22 protein-coding genes are annotated in these 20,539 nt (G+C 36.5%); 13 read left to right on the top strand and 9 right to left on the bottom strand.

The features are described from left to right. Window positions 1–6 precede the first annotated feature (6 nt). Window positions 7–465 (top strand): DUF4296 domain-containing protein, encoded by a 459-nt coding sequence (locus tag ACFQ13_RS15300; RefSeq protein ID WP_386118861.1) that lies wholly within the window; start codon window positions 7–9, stop codon window positions 463–465. On the opposite strand, the gene ACFQ13_RS15305 is transcribed toward ACFQ13_RS15300, so the two are convergent. Then, window positions 436–1,458 (bottom strand): NAD-dependent epimerase/dehydratase family protein, encoded by a 1,023-nt coding sequence (locus tag ACFQ13_RS15305; RefSeq protein WP_386118863.1) that lies wholly within the window; start codon window positions 1,456–1,458, stop codon window positions 436–438. The genes ACFQ13_RS15300 and ACFQ13_RS15305 overlap by 30 nt on opposite strands. 151 nt (window positions 1,459–1,609) lie before the next feature. Here ACFQ13_RS15305 and tyrS point away from each other — a divergent pair, with 151 nt between their 5' ends. Then, the gene (tyrS, locus tag ACFQ13_RS15310; protein ID WP_386118865.1) at window positions 1,610–2,920 is read left to right on the top strand and encodes a tyrosine--tRNA ligase; all 1,311 of its coding nucleotides are present in this window, start codon (window positions 1,610–1,612) and stop codon (window positions 2,918–2,920) included. A 169-nt stretch (window positions 2,921–3,089) separates the two neighbouring features. On the opposite strand, the gene ACFQ13_RS15315 is transcribed toward tyrS, so the two are convergent. Together ACFQ13_RS15315 and ACFQ13_RS15320 are read right to left on the bottom strand one after the other, a co-directional pair. Continuing rightward, window positions 3,090–4,070: a LuxE/PaaK family acyltransferase gene (locus ACFQ13_RS15315; protein WP_386118867.1), complete on the bottom strand. Its 981-nt coding sequence runs from the start codon at window positions 4,068–4,070 to the stop codon at window positions 3,090–3,092. A gap of 77 nt (window positions 4,071–4,147) precedes the next feature. After that, window positions 4,148–5,878: a T9SS type A sorting domain-containing protein gene (locus tag ACFQ13_RS15320; RefSeq protein ID WP_386118869.1), complete on the bottom strand. Its 1,731-nt coding sequence runs from the start codon at window positions 5,876–5,878 to the stop codon at window positions 4,148–4,150. 234 nt (window positions 5,879–6,112) lie between these two features. Here ACFQ13_RS15320 and ACFQ13_RS15325 point away from each other — a divergent pair, with 234 nt between their 5' ends. Further along, window positions 6,113–6,799 (top strand): response regulator transcription factor, encoded by a 687-nt coding sequence (locus ACFQ13_RS15325; protein WP_114308377.1) that lies wholly within the window; start codon window positions 6,113–6,115, stop codon window positions 6,797–6,799. Continuing rightward, window positions 6,799–7,857 carry a sensor histidine kinase gene (locus tag ACFQ13_RS15330; RefSeq protein WP_386118871.1) on the top strand — a complete coding sequence of 353 codons (1,059 nt, stop codon included), beginning with the start codon at window positions 6,799–6,801 and terminating at the stop codon, window positions 7,855–7,857. The genes ACFQ13_RS15325 and ACFQ13_RS15330 overlap by 1 nt, the downstream gene beginning before the upstream one ends. Here the strand turns inward: ACFQ13_RS15330 and ACFQ13_RS15335 are convergent. After that, window positions 7,820–8,887, bottom strand: coding sequence for a glycosyltransferase (locus ACFQ13_RS15335; RefSeq protein ID WP_386118873.1), 1,068 nt, complete (start codon window positions 8,885–8,887; stop codon window positions 7,820–7,822). The two genes, ACFQ13_RS15330 and ACFQ13_RS15335, sit on opposite strands and share 38 nt — an antisense overlap. A gap of 102 nt (window positions 8,888–8,989) precedes the next feature. Here ACFQ13_RS15335 and trmB point away from each other — a divergent pair, with 102 nt between their 5' ends. The 7 genes from trmB to ACFQ13_RS15370 all read left to right on the top strand — a co-directional run bounded on the left by trmB (window position 8,990) and on the right by ACFQ13_RS15370 (window position 14,067). Further along, window positions 8,990–9,664 carry a tRNA (guanosine(46)-N7)-methyltransferase TrmB gene (trmB, locus tag ACFQ13_RS15340; protein WP_114308380.1) on the top strand — a complete coding sequence of 225 codons (675 nt, stop codon included), beginning with the start codon at window positions 8,990–8,992 and terminating at the stop codon, window positions 9,662–9,664. Window positions 9,665–9,666: 2 nt separating this feature from the next. Continuing rightward, complete coding sequence (locus tag ACFQ13_RS15345) at window positions 9,667–10,296, top strand: LysE family transporter (protein ID WP_386118875.1); 630 nt, start codon at window positions 9,667–9,669, stop codon at window positions 10,294–10,296. 40 nt (window positions 10,297–10,336) lie between these two features. After that, the gene (locus tag ACFQ13_RS15350) at window positions 10,337–10,666 is read left to right on the top strand and encodes an MGMT family protein (protein WP_386118877.1); all 330 of its coding nucleotides are present in this window, start codon (window positions 10,337–10,339) and stop codon (window positions 10,664–10,666) included. A gap of 231 nt (window positions 10,667–10,897) precedes the next feature. Beyond that, complete coding sequence (locus tag ACFQ13_RS15355) at window positions 10,898–12,034, top strand: Mrp/NBP35 family ATP-binding protein (RefSeq protein ID WP_114308383.1); 1,137 nt, start codon at window positions 10,898–10,900, stop codon at window positions 12,032–12,034. Between the two features lie 49 nt (window positions 12,035–12,083). Further along, the gene (locus ACFQ13_RS15360) at window positions 12,084–12,326 is read left to right on the top strand and encodes a NifU family protein (protein ID WP_114308384.1); all 243 of its coding nucleotides are present in this window, start codon (window positions 12,084–12,086) and stop codon (window positions 12,324–12,326) included. Between the two features lie 177 nt (window positions 12,327–12,503). Further along, a complete protein-coding gene (locus tag ACFQ13_RS15365; RefSeq protein ID WP_386118881.1) occupies window positions 12,504–13,565 on the top strand; it encodes an NAD(P)/FAD-dependent oxidoreductase in 1,062 nt (353 codons plus the stop codon). A 169-nt stretch (window positions 13,566–13,734) separates the two neighbouring features. Further along, complete coding sequence (locus ACFQ13_RS15370; RefSeq protein WP_386118883.1) at window positions 13,735–14,067, top strand: ferredoxin; 333 nt, start codon at window positions 13,735–13,737, stop codon at window positions 14,065–14,067. 15 nt (window positions 14,068–14,082) lie between these two features. On the opposite strand, the gene ACFQ13_RS15375 is transcribed toward ACFQ13_RS15370, so the two are convergent. The 5 genes from ACFQ13_RS15375 to ACFQ13_RS15395 all read right to left on the bottom strand — a co-directional run bounded on the left by ACFQ13_RS15375 (window position 14,083) and on the right by ACFQ13_RS15395 (window position 18,318). Continuing rightward, window positions 14,083–14,979, bottom strand: a complete 897-nt coding sequence (locus ACFQ13_RS15375; RefSeq protein ID WP_386118885.1) for a metallophosphoesterase — start codon at window positions 14,977–14,979, stop codon at window positions 14,083–14,085. A gap of 95 nt (window positions 14,980–15,074) precedes the next feature. Further along, a complete protein-coding gene (locus ACFQ13_RS15380; protein WP_386118888.1) occupies window positions 15,075–16,253 on the bottom strand; it encodes an acyl-CoA dehydrogenase family protein in 1,179 nt (392 codons plus the stop codon). 118 nt (window positions 16,254–16,371) lie between these two features. Continuing rightward, window positions 16,372–17,085, bottom strand: coding sequence for a tRNA1(Val) (adenine(37)-N6)-methyltransferase (locus ACFQ13_RS15385; RefSeq protein ID WP_386118889.1), 714 nt, complete (start codon window positions 17,083–17,085; stop codon window positions 16,372–16,374). Window positions 17,086–17,105: 20 nt separating this feature from the next. Beyond that, on the bottom strand, window positions 17,106–17,636 hold the full coding sequence (gene rimM, locus ACFQ13_RS15390; RefSeq protein WP_386118891.1) for a ribosome maturation factor RimM: 531 nt from the start codon (window positions 17,634–17,636) through the stop codon (window positions 17,106–17,108). A gap of 166 nt (window positions 17,637–17,802) precedes the next feature. Then, entirely contained in the window at window positions 17,803–18,318 is a 516-nt protein-coding gene (locus ACFQ13_RS15395) for a 30S ribosomal protein S16 (RefSeq protein WP_114308391.1), read from the bottom strand. 196 nt (window positions 18,319–18,514) lie between these two features. Here ACFQ13_RS15395 and ACFQ13_RS15400 point away from each other — a divergent pair, with 196 nt between their 5' ends. Continuing rightward, window positions 18,515–19,723 carry a DUF6252 family protein gene (locus ACFQ13_RS15400; RefSeq protein ID WP_386118894.1) on the top strand — a complete coding sequence of 403 codons (1,209 nt, stop codon included), beginning with the start codon at window positions 18,515–18,517 and terminating at the stop codon, window positions 19,721–19,723. Between the two features lie 192 nt (window positions 19,724–19,915). Beyond that, window positions 19,916–20,365: a ferritin-like domain-containing protein gene (locus tag ACFQ13_RS15405; RefSeq protein WP_386119480.1), complete on the top strand. Its 450-nt coding sequence runs from the start codon at window positions 19,916–19,918 to the stop codon at window positions 20,363–20,365. Window positions 20,366–20,539: the final 174 nt, after the last annotated feature.

A 20,539-nucleotide genomic window follows, 5' to 3' on the forward strand; every position in this document is an offset into this window, starting at 1 on the left:
AAAAGCATGTTAAAGCAGATTAGTTTATTGGTCATTTTAGGCGGAGTAATGTGGGCTTGCGATGGTGTAAAACCACCTGAGAAACCCGAAAACTTAATTTCTAAAGACAAGATGGCTGATCTGCTTTATGAATTGCACATTATTAATGCCGCTAAAGGGGTAAATAGAAAAATTTTAGAAGATCACCACTTTGATCCGGAAGCTTATATTCTAGAAAAATATGAGATTGACAGCCTTCAATTTGCAAAAAGTAATACCTATTACGCCTACGATGCTGAAGCGTATAAAGCCATTGTAGAAGACGCTAAAACCCGTTTAGAAGCTGAAAAGGAACGTCTAGAAAAGTTAAAAGAGAAGGAAGAAGATTCCATTAAGAAAAGTAAAGCCGCTAAATCTGCTACGGAAAAGAAAGCTAAACCTAAGCCTTCAAATAATTTAAGTGGAGGAGCGGTCTTTGATAAATAGAGTACTGACGGTCTCTATACTTTTATCTATAGGTGTAAATTCAAAATCTAAGGCCGATTTTAATTTCGAGTTATCGTAATAGGTAAGACTTTGAGCCGATTTTGCCGCTTGCTTAGAAAGGATTCGAGGTTGTCTTAAAATAGCATGCTTAAGCCAATCTAAGCGCCACGCAAGTTGTAATAACCAAGATTTTGCTTCCTTATACGGAGGTTTCACCTTTAAGGCTTTAGCCACTTTAGTAAAAAAGGTTTTAAAGCTTAAGTTTTCTGAAACTAAAATAAAACCTTCATTCTTTATATGGCTTTGCATCAGCATTTCCATCACTTTTACCACATCCCAAATGCCAACATACCCGGTAACCCCAGAGGTGTAAAAACGCTGACCTTCATAAAGACGTTTAAACAAACTACCACTACCGGTCCCATGCCAATAGCCTCCGCCTAATATAATACCAGGATTAACAATAACGGCGTCTAAACCTTCTTGGGTACCTCGCCACACTTCAAGTTCTGCGCCATATTTAGTTATGGCATACACGGTATTGTCGTCTTCAGGATTCCATTCCGTTTGCTCATGAATATGTTTTTCAGGCCTATTATAATGGCCTAAAGCCGCAATAGAACTGACATAGCATAATTTTTTAACGTCGTGACTCAGGCAAAGGTTTACAATATTAGCCGTTCCTTTAATATTAACCGTCCGTAAAAGTTTATAACGATGAGGATCAAAAGAGACTAAGGCCGCACAATGATAAACCCATTGAACCCCTTTAAACGCATCTTGTAATTGGGGAATGTTATTAATGTCTGCCTCTACCCAATCAATTCTATTAAAAAGCGCATTCGGATCATCAGAAAAATAAGCAAATACATGTTTTACATGCTGCAATGTTTCTTTTCTCCTGTAAGTAGCACGGATAGGAACATCACTTTTTAAAAGTTGAAAAAGGAGATGTGAACCAACCAAACCAGTAGCGCCTGTGACTAATATCATGCCACAAAGTTACATTATTTAAGCCTAAATTTTTAGATGCTTTAAGGAATTCTAAGGCTTAAGTAAACTTCCTAAATTGGGTTAAATTTGTCTTTTGTCTTTAAGCATGGAAAGTTATCTTTGCGTAAATCAATTTTGAAAGAAAAAAGCAATGGCAAATAAATTTGTTGAAGAATTACGTTGGAGAGGAATGGTACATGATATCATGCCGGGAACTGAAGAGCAATTAGATAAAGAAATGACCACGGCTTATATTGGTTTTGATCCGACATCAGATTCACTACACATAGGAAGCTTAGTGCCTATAATTTTATTGGTGCATTTAGAAAAAGCAGGACATAAACCTGTGGCTTTAGTAGGAGGTGCTACCGGAATGATTGGTGATCCTTCAGGGAAAAGTGATGAGCGAAACTTGTTAGATGAAGAGGCTTTAGCCCATAATGTAGCAGGAATTAAAGGTGTTTTATCACGTTTTTTAGATTTCAATTCTACCCATGAAAACGCTCCGTTGTTAGTGAATAACTACGACTGGATGAAGAACTTTAGTTTTATTGACTTTGCACGTGATGTAGGAAAACGTATTACGGTGAACTATATGATGGCTAAAGATTCTGTAAAGAAACGTTTTAGTGGAGAAGAAGGTAATGTAGGGATGTCTTTTACAGAGTTTACATACCAACTTATTCAAGGATACGATTTTCATCATTTATATAAAACCATAGGTTGTAAATTACAAATGGGAGGAAGCGACCAATGGGGTAATATAACAACAGGTACTGAACTTGTAAGACGTATGCATGATGGTGAAGACCAAGCCAAAGCTTATGCGATGACTTGTCCTTTAATTACAAAAGCAGACGGTTCTAAATTTGGAAAAAGTGAAGGTGGAAATGTTTGGTTAGACGCAGATAAAACAAGTGTTTATAAGTTTTACCAATTCTGGTTGAACTCTACCGATGAAGATGCTGAAAAATATATTAAGATTTTTACCTTTTTAGATAAAGAGACGATTGAAAACTTAATTGCAGAACATAAAGAAACGCCACACTTACGTTTATTACAAAAACGTTTAGCCGAAGAGGTAACTGTTTTTGTTCATAGCCAAGAGGATTATGAAAATGCTGTAAAAGCGTCTAAGATTTTGTTTAGCAAAGATTTTAAAAACGAAATTAAACAATTGTCAGAATCTTTATTTTTAGATGTTTTTGAAGGTGTAAAACATGCTCAAATTACAGCTGCAGATTTTAATGAAGGTGTTGATATGATTGGAGCTTTAGCAGCTAAAACTAATTTCTTAGCCTCTAATGGTGATGCTAGACGTGCTCTAAAAGAAAATGCAATTGCAGTAAACAAAGAAAAAGTAAAAGAAGATTATATCTTATCGTCGGAAGATTTAATTCACGATAAATACATTATTCTTAGTCGTGGTAAGAAAACCAATTTTATCTTAGAAATCGTATAGATTTCGAACGACTTAAATATTTAAAAGTCTCATTGGTTCTTCTACCGGTGAGGCTTTTTAATTATAAAAAAAAGTGCTCAATAATATTGAGCACTTCTAACCAATCAATCAACTCATGAAAATTTTCCTTTTTCATAGCATTGATTAAGTCGTATAAAAACAAAGTTCCTTACAAGGCCATTAAATTACATCCTCGAATATCAGAATTATCAAAACGACCAATAATTTCAAACTGTCCTTGCGGATCTATTTTGCCTAAATCTTGAGTAGCTATAAACGCACAAGAATTGACGTTGGCTAAATCTATAACATTAAGTCCTCCAGTTTTGTTTGGCGCTTGAATGCTAAGAGGATCTTCAGGATCTCGGGTTAGGACTTTTATCCATGGTGGGCATTCAAAAATACCCTGACCTTTAGAATACGCCTGGCTTAATAATTCAGTCATACCGTATTCACTATGTATGGCCTGTGTATTAAAACCGGTTTGTAATATATGGTGTAACTCTTGTCTTATAATTTCTTTTCGGCGGCCTTTCATCCCACCAGTTTCCATAACAATAGTATGTTCTAGATTTAACTGGTGCTGCTCCACCAAATCTAAAAGTGCAAAAGAAACCCCAATTAATAGTGTTTTTTGTTTTTTGGCTTCAAGGGTTTTTAAGGTGTTGGCTAAAGCGTCTAAATTGTTGAGGTAGAATCCGCTCTCCGGTTGTTTTGATTGGGCTATTAAATCGTTCACCATATAGATCAATGAAGAGCCATCACGCTCTAAATAAGACGGTAATAAGGCTAGGACAACATAGTCTTCTACAGGACCATAAAAATGTTTGAAAGCCTTACGATAACTAGTTTCGTAGAGTTTAATATCAGAAACATAATGCTTACTGGTTATGCTTCCTGTAGTTCCTGAGCTAGAAAATGTTTTTTCAATTGAGTCTAAGGTGCTAACAACCTTTCTCGATTTAAAGAATTCTATAGGTAAGAACGGAATGTCTGCAAGCTGTTTAACATCTGCAGGGTGCTTATAGAGCAAGTCGCAAAATGAACGATAGACTTTGTTATTTTGAAATTGAAATTTAAAAACTTCTAAAGCTAAAGTTTCAAATTCAGCATCAGATTTTATATTAAAAATGGCGTCTTTAGATATCATGCTGCAAAAATATGGAAAATAAAAAAGCGTAGCTCAAAATTTTGAACTACGCTTTTCTAAAAAGTTAAGAATATAACTTACTTGATAACTAATTTCTTAGTCGTAGAAGCATTATTCTGAGTGATCTTTACAATGTAAACACCAGACTTTAAGTTAGACACGTTTAAGGTGTTGTTCGTGATAACTTCGTTTTTAACTTGCTTACCTAAGATGTCAAATACTTGAACTGACATTACTTCAGTATTAACAGAAGTAATAGTTACAGAACCTGTAGTTGTTGGGTTAGGATATACGCTAAAAGTGTTGGTGTTAAAATCATTTACACTTAAGGCTTCAGAAATATCGCTAATGTATCTTGGTAAGATTTGGTAGATTCCGTTATATTCTCCACCTAACCCTGTTACATTAGAAAGAGCAGTTGGTATCGCAGAACCGATTAAATCTTCATCACTAAAACTAGTTCTAGCTGTGGTAGCATCTGCACCATCTGTTAGCGTATAGTTTGTAAGGCTTTCAAAGTTTCCTGTTTCAGAAAACATAACATCGGTTACTGTGATTAATCTACTTTCGTAAGCCTCTCCATTGACAGCAAATTCAGAAGCACTAATACTAATTGGTGTTACAGTGTTTCCTGTAGATGAAGCCGCAGCAACATCTTCAGTTGGTGTAAATTGTAATACGCCTACGTATTCAGAAAGTGTTCCTGTTACACCAGTCATACCATCACCAATAGCAAATGTAGTTGTGATTATTCCTGCAGGATCATCAATTAAGATTCCTGCTCCAGCATCTTGGATGTATTTTTGGTTTCTTGTACTGCTTGTTACAAGGTAAGAGATGATTGCTTCACCTGTTAATTCGTATACGTACTCGTCACCCATATTTCCAGCTCTTAATTCAGTGATTGTAGCAACTTGAGCAATAGTGGTTGGGTTAGCAACGCTAAAAGTGATCGTGCTTGTGCTAATTGTACCAGTAGCATCAATTAAATCTGCAGTTACAGCATAAGTTTCTCCATCTACTGTTGTGATTGAAAAAGGACTTGAAGCATTAGCTGTTTCAGTTCCGTTAACTGTGATTGTTACACTTTCACCACCAACTAAGTTAGCTGTTGTAAACTCTACGTTTACAGAAATAGTTCCTGATACAAATTCAGTATTGTTTGTTGGGTTCGTTATAGAAACACTAGGAGAAGGAGTCCCTGTAGAAGAATACGTTCCTACACCACCAATTAAACTTTCAAAAGTTTCAGCTCCACTTTGGCATACGCCTAAACCGTCTAATGCGCTTACACCAGCGAAAACCCAATTAGCAGGGGTAAAAACAGAATCTGGACCTGTACCGTTAGCGCGCTTTGCATAAGAATCTTTATATTCCCAATCAGTACCAGTACCATCAGTCGCTTCAACACCATATTGGTCTATAACAGAGCTATCCGAGGTTAAGATAATTCTAACTCTATCATCACCGTTTAGGTTCATCGTGTTACTCTCTAAAACATTAGCCGTTGCTAAAGAAGGAAAGTCAGAGGCAATGGCATCAGAACTACCAGAGGTTGTAATGTAAACAAAATCATCTGTAACAGTACCTAAGTCTGTTAAAGCTTGTGTATTACTCCAAACTGTATTTGCATTGGTTTGGTTTTCTAAGCTGTATAAGCTAAAGTCTACAGTACCTTCTGCATAGATTTCAAGTAATTTAGGATTTCCTCCACTACAATCACCATCTACAATCGTGGTAATGATAGGTGATTGCCCGTATGTGGCAACACTCATTAAACAAAGTAATAAAAAGTAAATTTTCTTCATAATTGATAATTTATTAATAGGATTAGTTCACAAATATAACAACAAAAACCTAGCTTTTACTAGGCTAATAAGTATTAGTTCGTATTTTACAATTCCTTAACAAGGTTAAAATCAGCTGCTTCTTAAAGTCAGTGACTTACTGTTTCAATGTTAGCGAATTGTTATCAATTTTATATCTTTACTATCGTAAGGCAGTTATACTCTATATTTGTCCAACTTTAAAGCTCTTAAATTTTGAATAAAAAGGATATAAAAATATTACTGGTAGACGATGAGCCAGATATTTTAGAAATTGTAGGTTATAATTTGTCTTCTGAAGGTTACCAGGTTTTTACTGGTGAAAACGGTGTTGAAGCTGTTGAAAAAGCTAAAAAACATAAACCTCATTTAATTATCTTGGATGTGATGATGCCTGAGATGGATGGGATTGAAGCTTGTGAACGCCTTAGAGAACAACCCGAGTTAAGCGAAACTATTATTACATTCTTAACTGCGAGAGGTGAGGATTACTCACAAGTGGCAGGTTTTGATGCTGGAGCCGATGATTATATTTCTAAACCTATAAAGCCAAAAGTTTTAGTGAGTAAGGTTAAGGCATTATTAAGACGCCTTAAAGATGTGGAAGGCGCCACAGATGCTGTGGTTAAAATTGGTGATTTAGTAATCTATAAAGAGGAATATAAAATCACAAATAAAGGCGAAGAAATAACCTTACCTAGAAAAGAGTTCGAATTATTATCTTTATTAGCAACCAAGCCAGGAAAAGTATTTAAACGCGATGAAATCTTAGATAAAGTCTGGGGTAATGAAGTTGTGGTCGGTGGAAGAACCATTGATGTGCACATTAGAAAACTTCGTGAAAAAATTGGTGATAAGTCCTTTAAAACCGTTAAAGGTGTTGGCTACAAGTTTGTGGACTAATGCAAAAAAATAAACTGAGAAAAACCTATAAGTTTGCGCTTAGAACATCGTTATATGTAACCTTGTTTTCTACAGGCCTCGTTATGGCGTTTCAGTACTTTTTTTACGACCTAAGATGGGAGCTTATTTTCTTTCCACTCATTTGTTTTCCCTTGTGTTTTGCGATTGTGCAATACCGTGTAGAACATTTTATCTATAGGCGTGTAAAGAAAATATATGACGAAATTACACTGTTAGAATCAACCAACTTAAGGCAACAACCCATTACGACAGATATGGGGACTTTAACTCGGGAAATTGATAAATACGCACGGAGTAAAAAGATTGAAATAGAAACCCTAAAAGTTAGAGAGGAATACCGAAAAGAGTACATGGGGAATGTTTCTCACGAACTAAAAACACCATTATTCACCGTTCAAGGTTACATTCTTACACTTTTAGATGGCGCTATGGACGATGAAAATATTAGACAGAAATACTTAACTAGAGCGAGTAAAGGAGTTGAGCGACTTATCTATATTATTAAAGATTTAGATATGATTAGTAAGCTTGAAGTCGGGGATTTAAGTCTTAACAAAGAAGCTTTTGACATCGTAGAATTGGTGAAAAATGTTTTTGATCTTTTTGAAATGAAAGCTTCCAAGAAGAAGATTACGCTCACCTTTGATATGGAATATAAAACTCCCATTATGGTGTATGGGGATGTAGAGCGTATTCAACAAGTGCTTACCAATTTAATCGTTAATTCAATTAAGTACGGTCGAGAAAAAGGAACGACAGAAGTTAGCATAGAAAATCTAATTAAAAACAAAGCCATTATAAGGGTGACCGATAATGGGGAAGGGATTTCTAAACAGAATATACCACGTTTGTTTGAACGTTTTTATCGTGTAGATAAAAGCGGTTCTCGTAAAGAGGGCGGTTCAGGGTTAGGCTTAGCCATTGTAAAACATATTATTGAAGCCCACGAGGAGAAAATTTATATTGAAAGTGAGCTTGGTGTGGGAAGTGAGTTCTCCTTTACTCTTGAAAAATCGAAAACAACTCCGAAAGATTAACCTCCGTTTTTAAAGCTTTAAAACCAGTATATAGGTCAACCTCAGACAGCATTTTAATACTAAATTTATCTTGCTTGCAACAGGGTGCCACCTGTTGGTTGTGCAATCGTTTTGCTAAGTACAGTTGTTCAAACTGCCCAGGTGTTGGGATAAAGAAAGCCTTCTTCTCTAGTTTTGCTAAATCCATAATTGTGGTATAGCCCGATCGGCTAAGGATAAGTTCACTTTCGTTAATCGCTTTCTCAAGCTCTTCGCTCGTCATAAAATTATAAAACGTTATTGAGCCTTGGACCGTTATGTGCTGTTCAGCTTCTACTTGTCCTTTTATAAATAAAACATTTCCACGGTAATCTTTAAGCTCTTGTATTAACTTTTCTTCTAAGAACGTCCGCTGTGGCTCTGGGCCCGATAAGAGCACTAAAAGCTGATATTTTGTTTGAAGATCTTGCTTTCTAAATCGTGTTAAAGGCCCTATGTAGTTTATGGTGTTGGCAGAAGTGGTGACATGGCCCAAATCCCCACTAAGATTAAGCGCTCCGCTATGATCTGGTACCCAACAGGTATTAAATTTCGAAATGATGTTTTGATGTATTTTACTACTCAACCACGTTGTATTGCCACTGAGGACTCGCAATTGGTGGGTTATAAATACTGAAGGAACCGATTTATGGCGTACCCCAAAACGGTTGTCCGAGATAATTCCGGAGAGCTCTTCGTCCTTAACCAGGGTTGCAATACGTTTTTTTTCCTTTTTTATGGTTTTTAAGAGGTGAGGGGTGTCTTTTAGTAGTTTCAATTTAAAACTATTTGCTTTCTTTGCATAAGTAATATTATAAGAAGGCAATTCAATAGCTTTTAATTGAGGGAATTCTTTTTTTAAGAGTTCTAAAGCGTAGCCGTCGCTAGCAATAATAGGTTCAAAATCATGACGTATTAAGGTGTTGATTATAGGAATACACCGTGTGGCATGGCCTAAGCCCCAATTTAATGGAGCGACTAAAATGCGTTTTTTAGGTTGTAATAGTTCCAATCGTCTACGATTTTAAATATCAGTGGATTTAAACAAAGATAAACCTAAAATGTTTCCTTAATTTTACCGAATTATTATTAATGTATAGAAATTAACAGACCAGTGGGAAGTAAAAATAAACTGAAACGCTTTAAAGAAAACGAATCTTTTCATAACGTATATCAACCAACACGCGAAGAAATCGTAGATGCAACCTATAAACTAAAGGGAAAATGGCGATCTGAAGTTTTTAAAAATGACCATCCTTTGGTTTTAGAGTTAGGCTGTGGTAAAGGCGAATATACCATTGGTTTAGCAAAACGTTATCCTAATAAAAACTTTGTTGGTATAGATATTAAAGGCGCTCGCTTTTGGCGCGGTGCAAAAACAGCTATAGAAGAAGGAATTCCAAATGCTGCTTTTATTAGAACTCAAATAGAATTGGTCGATTCTGTTTTTGAAGAAAATGAAGTAGATGAAATTTGGATTACATTCCCAGACCCACAAATTAAATATAAGCGTACAAAACACCGTATGACTAACCTTCAGTTTTTAGAGCGTTACAAAAAGGTTTTAAAGCCCGATGGTATTATGCATTTAAAAACCGATAGCGAGTTTATGCATGGGTATACCCTTGGATTATTACATGGTGCTGGACATGAGGTTTTATATGCTAATCATGATGTTTATAGACAAGAAGGAAGTCCAGAAGAGGTTACAGAAATTCAAACCTTTTACGAAAGCCAATATTTAGAAAAAAATAAGGCCATAACCTACACTAGGTTTAAAATCAACTAAGTTTGAGTATCACTGTTATTTTTTTTCTAGGGCTAATTGTAGCATTAATAGGTGTTGTACCTCCAGGATTGTTAAACATGACTGCCGCTAGAATTAGTCTTAAGGAAGGAGCTAGTCGCGGAATTATGTTTTCTACAGGCGTCTGCATCATTGTCTTTATTCAAACTTACGTGGCTGCTATTTTTGCGCGCTACCTCTCTAATCATTCAGATATCGTAGCCATTCTACAACGCGTAGCTTTCGTTATTTTTGTACTGATTACGGTGTATTTTCTGCTTTTAGCTTCAAAAGAAAGCCAACTTAAAAAAGAAAAGGAAATTAAAAGCAAACATGGTCGCTTATTGCATGGTATGCTATTATCTGTACTTAACGTATTTCCAATTCCTTACCAGGCCTATATGACCATCACTTTGGTTTCTTTAGGATGGATGAATTTTGAAAAATTAAGTATCGTGACCTATGTTACAGGCGCTGCTACAGGAACATTTGTAATGCTTTATTTTTATATTTTCTTTTTCGATAAGATAAAGGACCGAAAATTTACATCTCAAAAAAGTATGAATTTGAGTATTGGGATCATCACAGGGCTGGTGGCTTTAGTCACCTTAATTAATATTCTACGTGACTTTTAATTTCTTATAAACTCCAAATTCGCCCTAAAATCATAAACGTATGACGCCAGAAACCCTTAGTTTTTACGAAAAAGTATATGAGGTTGCTCGGCGTATTCCCTCGGGAAGAGTTACAAGTTATGGAGCCATCGCCAAATATTTAGGCGCTGCAAAAAGCGCTAGGATTGTAGGCTATGCTATGAATAATTCACATAGCAAAGACGTTCCGGCCCACCGCGTGGTAAATAGAAAAGGCCTCTTAACCGGAAAGCATCATTTTGAAGGCACCAACCTTATGCAACAATTGTTAGAGAATGAAGGTGTTGAGGTGATTGAAAATCAAATTCAGAATTTTGAAAGCCTATTTTGGGATCCTGCTAAAGAGCTCTAAGGCTTATAACCGCTTTTTATTATAAATTCTGTCCGAAAATACAGCGGTATTTCCCATAAAAACCGAGCATTTTACTACGATTGCTAATGCTAATCCTACCATTATACAATTCAATTTATCTAGTTTATATTCTAACATTTTCTAAGTATCTTTGCCTTTAGAATTAATCTTAATAAGAAAAGAATCTGCGGCTTCATTATCAGTCGTTACCTTCTTCAATAGTAACATAATATGAAACTAGTTAAACAAGATATATTAAACGCTTTAAAAACTATTACGGCACCTGGAGAAGGTGAAAATATGGTAGATAGTGGTGCGGTAACGAATGTCGTGACTTTTGCCGATGAGGTTATCGTTGATATTACCATTAAAAACCCAAGTCTTCAAGCGCGTAAAAAAACTGAAGTTGAAATTTTACAAACCATCCATAAGTTGGTTTATGAAAAAGCCAAGATAAAGGTTAACGTTAAAGTTGAAGCCCCTGCTGCAGCACCAAAAAACGAAATTAAAGGAAAGGCCATTCCAGGGATACAAAATATCATTGCGGTCGCTTCTGGTAAAGGAGGTGTAGGGAAATCTACGGTTACGGCTAATTTAGCGGTAAGCTTAGCTAAAATGGGCTTTAAAGTTGGAGTTCTTGATGCGGATATCTACGGACCTTCAATTCCAATTATGTTTGATGTGGCCAATGAACGTCCTCTGTCGGTTAATGTTGATGGAAAATCTAAAATGAAACCTGTAGAAAATTACGGGGTTAAAGTTTTATCTATTGGATTTTTTACTAAACCGGATCAGGCTGTAATTTGGAGAGGGCCAATGGCGTCTAAAGCTTTAAATCAGATGATTTTTGATGCGGCTTGGGGCGAATTAGATTTCTTATTAATTGATTTACCTCCTGGAACCGGAGATATTCACCTTAGTATTATGCAAGCCTTACCAATAACAGGATCTGTTGTGGTGAGTACGCCGCAGAATGTGGCCTTAGCCGATGCTAAAAAAGGTGTGGCTATGTTTCAGCAAGAAAGTATCAACGTTCCTGTTTTAGGGATTATTGAAAATATGGCGTATTTTACTCCTGAAGAACTTCCTGAGAATAAATATTACATTTTCGGTAAAGAAGGGGCTAAATATTTAGCAGAAGATTTAGACGTACCGTTTTTAGGTGAAGTGCCATTGGTACAAAGTATCAGAGAAGCTGGAGATTTAGGTCGTCCGGCAGCATTACAAACGGCTACCGCTATAGAAGCCGCATTTGAAACCATCACAAGAGATGTGGTGCAACAAGTGGTTTACCGTAACGATAGTTTACCTGAAACAGAAGCTATAAAAATTACAACAATGGCAGGTTGCTCTGCTGTGAAGAAATAGTCATTCAGTTTAAAGAAATTTAGATTCCGAATGAATAAAAAAAGAGGAAATGAGCGCAGAAGAACTTAAAAGTAATGTTGAAAAAGCATTAAACGAAATCCGTCCCTTTTTACAAAGTGATGGTGGGGATATTAACTTATTGTCTATTGATGACGGTAAATTGGTTAAAGTACAATTAGTAGGGGCTTGTACCTCTTGTAGCGTAAATCAAATGACGTTAAAGTCAGGTGTAGAAATGACTATTAAGAAATACGCACCGCAAATAGAACAAGTGGTTAATGTAGAGCTTTAATGTGACTTTTGTCACCAAGTCTCTATAAGAACATCGCTACATTTGTTCTTGAAACCATCGTAATTTAAAAACACCTACTAGGCCTGTACTGAATATGTTTCTGTATGTAAACCTTGTAGGTTTTTAATACTTAAAAAAAGAGGTGTTTTTAGTAAGAAATGCCTTGGCAGTACTAGCATGATTAAAACAGATATACTTATTATTGGCGCTGGCCCAACCGGACTTTTTACGGTTTTTGAAGCTGGTTTATTAAAACTTAAATGTCACTTAATTGACGCTTTGCCACAACCTGGAGGGCAGTGTACAGAACTTTATCCTAAAAAACCTATTTATGATATTCCGGCTTATCCTGAAATCTTAGCAGGCGATTTAACACACCGATTGATGGAGCAGTGTAAGCAGTTTGAACCTGGGTTTACCTTAGGGGAAAGGGCTGAGACTATAGAGAAGCAAGAGGACGATACGTTTGTAGTAACGACCAATAAAGGGACCAAGCACCATGCGCCTGTAGTGGCGATTGCTGGTGGTTTGGGAAGTTTTGAACCTAGAAAACCTTTAATTCATAACATTGCTGATTTTGAAGATCGTGGTGTGGAATACATGATTAAAGATCCTGAAATGTACCGCAACAAAAATGTGGTGATTGCAGGTGGAGGCGATTCAGCTTTAGATTGGAGTATCTTTTTAAGCGATGTTGCAGCTAATGTGACTCTTATTCACAGACGAAATGAATTTAGAGGGCATCTCGATTCTGTAGAAAAAGTCCAAGAGTTAAAAAACAAGGGCAAAATTAATTTAATAACACCGGCTGAAGTTGTTGGTATTGTTGGCGATAAAAGTGTTAAAGCGGTTGTCGTCAAACAAGCACAGCACATAGAAAAGGAATTTGAAATAGAATGTGATCATTTTATTCCACTCTTTGGCCTTTCTCCAAAATTAGGACCGATTGCCAATTGGGGACTAGAAATAGAGAAGAATGCTATTAAAGTGGATAATGCTTTAGATTACCAAACTAATATACCTGGGATTTATGCTATTGGCGATGTTAATACATATCCAGGGAAATTAAAGCTTATTCTTTGCGGATTTCACGAGGCAACATTAATGTGTCAGTCGGCTTACCAACGCATCAACCCAGGGAAACGTTATGTTTTAAAATATACCACGGTTGCGGGGGTCAATGGTTTTGATGGTACACGTAAAGAAGCGCCAAAAGCGGTTGTAAAAGCAATAGATTAAAAGAGAAGCAATCATACACGGTTCCCAAAAAAGGTTAGACTTTGGGAACCTGTTGGTTTTCTTTATTAAAGGTTTTACCTACCTTAGCCGTACGGGCTTAAAATAAGGTATTTAAAGAACTACGAGTCGTCGTTTGAAATAAAGAGACCTGAAGAATCAGGGAAAGCATATGGAACAAGATATTAATATTACAATCATTGATAGAGAAGGCGTAAAACATCAAGTAGAGGCTCCTACTGATATGGCTATGAATTTAATGGAAGTGGTAAGGTCTTATGAGCTTGCTCCTGAAGGAACCATAGGTGTTTGCGGCGGAATGGCCATGTGTGCCTCTTGTCAGTGTTATGTTCTCAGTGAAACGGAATTGCCTGAGATGCAAGATGATGAAGAAGCGATGCTTTCTGAAGCCTTTGATGTAAAGGAGAACTCTCGTTTAGGCTGTCAGATTCAAATGACACCAGAAATGGAGGGCTTAGAAGTAGAGCTTGCTCCAGAGAGCTAATAGCGAAACCGTTGCTTAGGTGGTTTTATAATCCATTAAAGGCGTAGGTCCTTCTAAAACAAAGCGGTCAATTTTTAAATTGCCATCTTCAGAGGTCACAACCTGCCATTTAATTAATGAAATGGCTCCGTTTTCAATCTCTAAACCCGTTATGCTTCTTGGGTGTACACAACTCCCATCATTAAAGTAAGCGATGTCACCAGGCTCTGGAAATCGTGGCCGATGTGTATGGCCTACAATGGTAATAACATTGTTATTTTTTATAATCCATTCTTTGGTACGCTTTTCAATTTTAATAAGCTCGGTATAATTTTTTGCCGGACTGGTAGGATCAGCAATGCCCATAACATTTAAGGGCTTCCATAACACACGAACCATAAAACGACTCCATTTCCAAAACAAGAAATTCCACCAATCGGCCTGATGACCATGTGTAAGAAAAAGTTGTTGTTTGGTGGCAGTATGCTCTAAAACAATAGCTTCATTATAGCGGAGGTTGCAAAATAAATCCTCGTTATTTCCGGTTTTAGGATCAAAAAAAGAATAGAGATTTTTTTCAACATATTTAGGATTTCGATAGACCATATCATGATTGCCCCAAATCATGTGTAAACGGTCTTCATCATGAAACTGCTTCATTAGCATATACACGTTTTTGTGAGCTTTAAAAATAGATTCAAACGATAAGTTTTCCCAAAGTTCATCTCCATCACCAAGCTCGCAATAACTAAACCCTTTCAGGTAATAATGTCTTAAAGCATGGTAGTAGATGTTTCTATTGTTGGCAAAATCATCAGCAAAACTATTATCTCCGCGATGGCAATCGCTAAAGAGAATGATCTTAGAAGTATCATTAAACGTTAAGCGTTTTGCATTTTTATAAGCACGATCTAAGCGGGTTTGTGAAGACATGGTATAAATGTAACTAAAAATGCCTCTCTATGGTAGAGAAGCATTTTTTTTCGTTTAATAAATAAGAGTAGATTTTAAAGTCTGAAGTTCTCAGCTTATTTAAAAGCATTAAGACCTGTAACATCAAGCCCTGTAATGAGAAGGTGAATATCGTGTGTGCCTTCATAGGTAATTACACTTTCAAGATTCATCATATGTCGCATTATGCTGTATTCACCACTAATACCCATACCGCCTAACATTTGTCGGGCTTCTCTAGCGATGTTAAGGGCCATATCAACGTTATTTCTTTTTGCCATTGAGATTTGGGCTGAGGTTGCTTTACCATTTTCGCGCATAACCCCAAGACGCCACGCTAATAATTGAGCTTTGGTGATTTCGGTAATCATTTCAGCAAGTTTCTTTTGTTGCAATTGAAATTGACCGATAGGTTTATCAAATTGCAAGCGTTCCTTACTGTAACGTAAGGCTGTATCATAGCAATCCATAGCGGCTCCTATTGCGCCCCAAGCAATACCAAAACGTGCAGAGTCTAAACAACCTAAAGGGGCACCTAATCCCGATTTGTTTGGGAGTAAGTTTTTTTTAGGGACTTTGACATTATCAAAAATCAGTTCGCCCGTAGCAGAGGCTCTCAGCGACCATTTGTTGTGTGTTTCAGGAGTAGAGAAACCTTCCATACCGCGTTCTACAACAAGGCCGTGAATACGTCCTTCTTCATTTTTAGCCCATACCACAGCTAGGTCACAAAATGGGGCATTACTAATCCACATCTTGGCTCCGTTAAGTAAGTAGTGGTCGCCCATATCTTTAAAGTTGGTTACCATCCCGCCAGGATTAGAACCGTGATCGGGTTCGGTTAATCCAAAAGAACCCATCCATTCCCCTGAGGCGAGTTTAGGTAAGTATTTTTGGCGTTGGTCTTCATTTCCATATTTCCAAATGGGATACATAACTAATGACGATTGCACAGAGGCAGTACTTCTAACCCCAGAGTCGCCGCGCTCAATTTCTTGCATAATTAAACCATAAGAAATTTGATCTAATCCTGCGCCACCATAAGCTTCAGGGATATAAGGGCCAAAAGCTCCTATCTCCGCAAGCCCCTTTACAATTTGAGTTGGGAATTCGGCACGCTGAGCGTAATCCTCAATAATAGGCGAGACGTCTCGTTTTACCCATTCTCTGGCAGCATCACGTATTAATTTGTGCTCTTCAGTTAATAATTCGTCAAGGTTATAATAGTCCGGTGCTTCGAATAAGTCTGGTTTCATTAGAGTGTTTTGTTGGTTATAAACGTGTCAAATCCAAGAACAGTAGCTCAAGGAATTCATGTTGTTTATTTAGTTTCAAACAAAAATAACGAAATCGTTTTCAGCCTACAAAGCAATCTTACATTTTCAAATAAAAATCTTTGGTAAGATTAATGTAGTCTTCAGTGTATTGATGGCGAGCGGTTTCTATAATTAATTCTGAAGTTTCTGTGGTTTTTTCTTCAAAAGAAAATTCTATTAAGCTACGTTTTACAGCTGTATCGGGATTGCCTTTTACGTGAAGTTTGCGTTGTGGAAACAAACCTGCTGTTTTGGCTAAAGCGATAAAGTTGGTCTCTTCTTTATGCGGAATGATCACAGAAAAAACTCCTGTTTCAGAGAGTAAGTTTACCACTGCATAGATAAGATGTTCAAAAGGCATCGCGTCATTAAAACGCGCTAAATCTCTTGAAGGATTTTCAGTTTTGTAATCTTCAGAATAAAAAGGAGGGTTACATATAATAAGGTCGTAACGGTCTTCAATTTCTTCAACAAACTCTAAAAGTGAAGCATGGTAGCAAAACAAGCGATCTGCCCATGGTGAGTTTTCAAAATTTTCCGAGCATTGTTCATAAGCATTATCGTCAATTTCAAGACCTTCAATATTTTGTGCTGCACTGCGTTGGGCAATCATTAAAGATAAGACACCGGTACCTGCACCAATATCTAAAACAGAAAATGGTCGGTGGTCTAAGGAGGTCCAAGCGCCAAGTAATACACCATCGGTGCCAATTTTCATAGCACATTGGTCTTGGGAAACAGTAAATTCCTTAAATTGAAATGGTTTGCTCATGGTTTTGTAGTAACAGCAGTCTAAGATTCTAAATAGAGGTCAATAAGGCCTTCTGGAGTTTTAACTTCTATGGTTTGCTGCTCACGGTCTACGTTTACAATAAATTCGTCATTCATAGGAATTAAAATTTCAATGCCATCCCTATCAATTTCAAACAAAGCTTGAGCGGTAGAGTCATTAATACCGGTTATGGTTCCAACAGCACCAAAATTTTGATCTTTTATTTTAAACCCAATAACTTCATGAAAGTAAAATTTATCACCTTCTAGCTTAGGCAGTAAATCTAAAGGGAGGTACAAATCGGTTTTTATAAGCGCATCAGCATCGGCTTCCGTATCTACGTCTTCAAATTTTAAACGCAATAAATCGGATTTGTGTAATTGCGACGATTCTACAAAAAAGGGAACAAGGTTACCTCTTAAATCTACAAAAATAGCCTCTAACTGATCGTATAAATCAGGCTCATCTGTATCTAATTTGGCTAAAAGTTCGCCTTTAAAGCTATATTTTTTTACAATTTTACCGAGGTAGAAACAATCGTCTTTTTTCAAAATATCTTAATTATTACAGGGTTTAGGGACTAAAACATCTAGTAAAGCCCTACAACTGAAGGTTAAAATAATAAGGCGTTTTTAAGAAGGCCTTATTGCAAATTACATTATAAAAAAACCCAGACCTAATAAAGTCTGGGTTTAAAAGTATAAAAAATATTATTTTTTACTCTTCTTCGCTTGAAGCATTTGTGTCTTCAGTTGCAACATCTTCTGCTACTTCTTCTTCAACAACTGGTGCAGCTGCAGCGATACGTGCTTCATTAACAGCTTTTTCAGCGGCATGAGCTTTAGCTTTAGCTTCAGCATCAGCTTGAGATAAACCGTCAGCTTTAGCTTGTACTTTAGCTGCTTTTTCTTCTAACCAAGCGTTGAATTTCTCTTCAGCTTGCTCTTCAGTTAAAGCTCCTTTTCTTACACCACCAGCTAAATGATTTTTAAGCATAGCACCTTTATAAGATAAAATTGCTTTTGCTGTGTCAGTTGGTTGAGCTCCGTTTTGTAACCATTGTACGGCTCCGTCTACGTTTAACTCAATTGTTGCTGGGTTAGTGTTTGGATTGTAAGCCCCTAATTTCTCAAGGTATTTACCATCTCTTTTTGCGCGTGAATCCGCTGCTACGATCCAGTAATAAGGTTTTCCTTTCTTACCGTGTCTTTGTAATCTAATTTTTACAGGCATAATAATTAATTAATGAGGTTCTCGACCTCTGTTATTAATGAGGGCGCAAAGATAATATAAATTTTTAATATTCAGTAAGATAATTTGTAAGGTGTAAAAAGAAATGCCTATTTAAAGGCATTATGAAAAATTATTATATTTTTGGCGCTCTTGTTTCCCTATATTTGGGGGCATCTACAAAAATATTTTACAGAATATGAAAAAACTACTTCTCCTATCCCTTGTTTTTCTAACGATGTATAGCTGCGGCGACGAAGTTCAATTTAACACTCCTGCTTTTCAAGGAGACCGTGAAAATGAACTTTGGAGAGCTAAAAGCTTTTCAGCAAGTATAGATGCCAATGGCTTTCTTACCATTACCGGTGCTAATAATTACGAAACGGTAGAACTTACAGTGCCTTCGGTGATTGAATCGGAATTTATTGTAGGAGATATAGATGTTATTGAAGCCAAATATACCGACGGTTTCGGAGCTGAATATTCTACCACAAATACGCCTGATGAAAGTGTCTCAGTATATCCTGAGCTTGGTGAAATTACCATAGAAGAAATTGATGTGGTGAATAAAACATTTACAGGAACATATCGTTTTTTAGCGTTTGATGCGTCTGGATTAAATTCTGTTGGGTTTACCAATGGGATCTTCTTTAAAGTTCCTTTGCTTTCTGGTGAATTGCCAACGGACCCAATTACTTGTTTAGATGTAGAAACGGCTGCGCAAACGGCTTTATTGGCGTACCAAGCGACGTTTTCTCCAAATTTAGAATTTGTAAATAGAGCGGCTTTTGAAGCGGCATGTAGTGCTTACAGTCAAGCTTTAACCGAGCAACGCACCTTTTGTGGTGATGCCGATGGTAGCTTACAAGCAGCAATAGAAGCTTTAGATGGTTGTGCGTTTCCTTGTGATTTAGCTGTAGCAAATGTTACTGAAGCTGAAGCACAATACACCACAGCAACCATTGGAAATTACGTTGAAAAATGTGATCAGTATAGTTTATACTTACAAGAACAAATAGATATTTGTGGTGACGCTGATGGAAGTATTCAAGCAGAAATAGACAGTTTAAATTGTGGTGATGCTGATGCAGATGGTGTGCCAGATGTGTTTGAGGATTTTAATGTTGATGGCGACTTAGATAATGATGATATAGACAATGATGGTATTGCTAACTATTTAGATAACGATGATGATGGCGATGGGGTACTGACATTCTATGAAGCTAAAGATGCTGATGGCAACCCGGTAGATACAGATGGTGATGGTGATTTCGATTATTTAGATAACGACGATGATGGTGATGGTGTGCTCACAGCAAATGAAGGTGCAGATCCAAATGGTGATGGAAATCCAGATGATGCTCTTGATACAGACGGAAACGGTGTACCAGATTATTTGCAAGCCTAACCGGTCTAAAACATAAACTTTTTAAAAGCGTTAATTCATTGGGATTAGCGCTTTTTTGTTAAATAGCATTAAGACTTTGTTAAAGATGTTAATTCATTTTCTAAAGGCGTTTATAACGTTTATCTTGAAGATGATGTGAAACAATACGCATCATTAAAAAAGGTATTGAAATCTCAAAATGATAAAGATATTATGACGTATAGTGAAGAAATTTCAAATCAATTAAATGAATTATTAGAAAAAAACTACGATGCAGAAAAAGGTTATTTAAATGCTGCTGATAATGTAGAAAGTAAGAACTTAAAGATCTTTTTTAAGCGCCGTGCTTCGGAACGTAGTGAATTTGCCAAAGAATTACGAACGGAAATTTTACAATATGGTGAAATTCCCGAAGACTCAGGAAGTTTTAAAGGAGCTGTTCATAGGAATTGGATGTCCCTAAAATCGACCTTTAGCAGTAATAACGAGGAAGCTATTTTAGAAGAAGCCTTAAGAGGTGAAAAAGCGAGTTTAGAAGAGTATAACGATTTAATTAAAGAACCTAACTTGCCACCAAGTATTGATGCCTTGTTATTAAAACATAAAAATGCCATCCAAGCGGCCATTAACACTGAAAAAGTGGAAGAAGAATTATTGGCCTAAAGGATAATTCATAGAAATAAAAAAGTCAACTCTAAAAAGTTGGCTTTTTTTTGTGCTTAAAAACTAAAATTCATTTTATAAGCGTTTAAATTCTATGTAATTTTATCCGCTCATTTTTTTTCAAACTTAGAAAAGCTTTAAAGTCAATATTTTGGTTTTAAGTGCTTGTCCATT

The sequence above is a fragment of the Winogradskyella rapida genome (genome assembly GCF_042675845.1).
In the GTDB taxonomy this organism is placed as follows: Bacteria; Bacteroidota; Bacteroidia; order Flavobacteriales; family Flavobacteriaceae; genus Winogradskyella; species Winogradskyella rapida.

Excerpts from the sequence above, each read along its gene's own strand:
- ACFQ13_RS15300 (WP_386118861.1), top strand. The coding sequence starts at position 7 with ATGTTAAAGCAGATTAGTTTATTGGTCATTTTAGGCGGAGTAATGTGG.
- ACFQ13_RS15305 (WP_386118863.1), bottom strand. The coding sequence starts at position 1,458 with ATGATATTAGTCACAGGCGCTACTGGTTTGGTTGGTTCACATCTCCTT.
- tyrS (WP_386118865.1), top strand. The coding sequence starts at position 1,610 with ATGGCAAATAAATTTGTTGAAGAATTACGTTGGAGAGGAATGGTACAT.
- ACFQ13_RS15315 (WP_386118867.1), bottom strand. The coding sequence starts at position 4,070 with ATGATATCTAAAGACGCCATTTTTAATATAAAATCTGATGCTGAATTT.
- ACFQ13_RS15320 (WP_386118869.1), bottom strand. The coding sequence starts at position 5,878 with ATGAAGAAAATTTACTTTTTATTACTTTGTTTAATGAGTGTTGCCACA.
- ACFQ13_RS15330 (WP_386118871.1), top strand. The coding sequence starts at position 6,799 with ATGCAAAAAAATAAACTGAGAAAAACCTATAAGTTTGCGCTTAGAACA.
- ACFQ13_RS15350 (WP_386118877.1), top strand. The coding sequence starts at position 10,337 with ATGACGCCAGAAACCCTTAGTTTTTACGAAAAAGTATATGAGGTTGCT.
- ACFQ13_RS15355 (WP_114308383.1), top strand. The coding sequence starts at position 10,898 with ATGAAACTAGTTAAACAAGATATATTAAACGCTTTAAAAACTATTACG.
- ACFQ13_RS15360 (WP_114308384.1), top strand. The coding sequence starts at position 12,084 with ATGAGCGCAGAAGAACTTAAAAGTAATGTTGAAAAAGCATTAAACGAA.
- ACFQ13_RS15365 (WP_386118881.1), top strand. The coding sequence starts at position 12,504 with ATGATTAAAACAGATATACTTATTATTGGCGCTGGCCCAACCGGACTT.
- ACFQ13_RS15370 (WP_386118883.1), top strand. The coding sequence starts at position 13,735 with ATGGAACAAGATATTAATATTACAATCATTGATAGAGAAGGCGTAAAA.
- ACFQ13_RS15375 (WP_386118885.1), bottom strand. The coding sequence starts at position 14,979 with ATGTCTTCACAAACCCGCTTAGATCGTGCTTATAAAAATGCAAAACGC.
- ACFQ13_RS15380 (WP_386118888.1), bottom strand. The coding sequence starts at position 16,253 with ATGAAACCAGACTTATTCGAAGCACCGGACTATTATAACCTTGACGAA.
- ACFQ13_RS15385 (WP_386118889.1), bottom strand. The coding sequence starts at position 17,085 with ATGAGCAAACCATTTCAATTTAAGGAATTTACTGTTTCCCAAGACCAA.
- ACFQ13_RS15395 (WP_114308391.1), bottom strand. The coding sequence starts at position 18,318 with ATGCCTGTAAAAATTAGATTACAAAGACACGGTAAGAAAGGAAAACCT.
- ACFQ13_RS15400 (WP_386118894.1), top strand. The coding sequence starts at position 18,515 with ATGAAAAAACTACTTCTCCTATCCCTTGTTTTTCTAACGATGTATAGC.
- ACFQ13_RS15405 (WP_386119480.1), top strand. The coding sequence starts at position 19,916 with ATGACGTATAGTGAAGAAATTTCAAATCAATTAAATGAATTATTAGAA.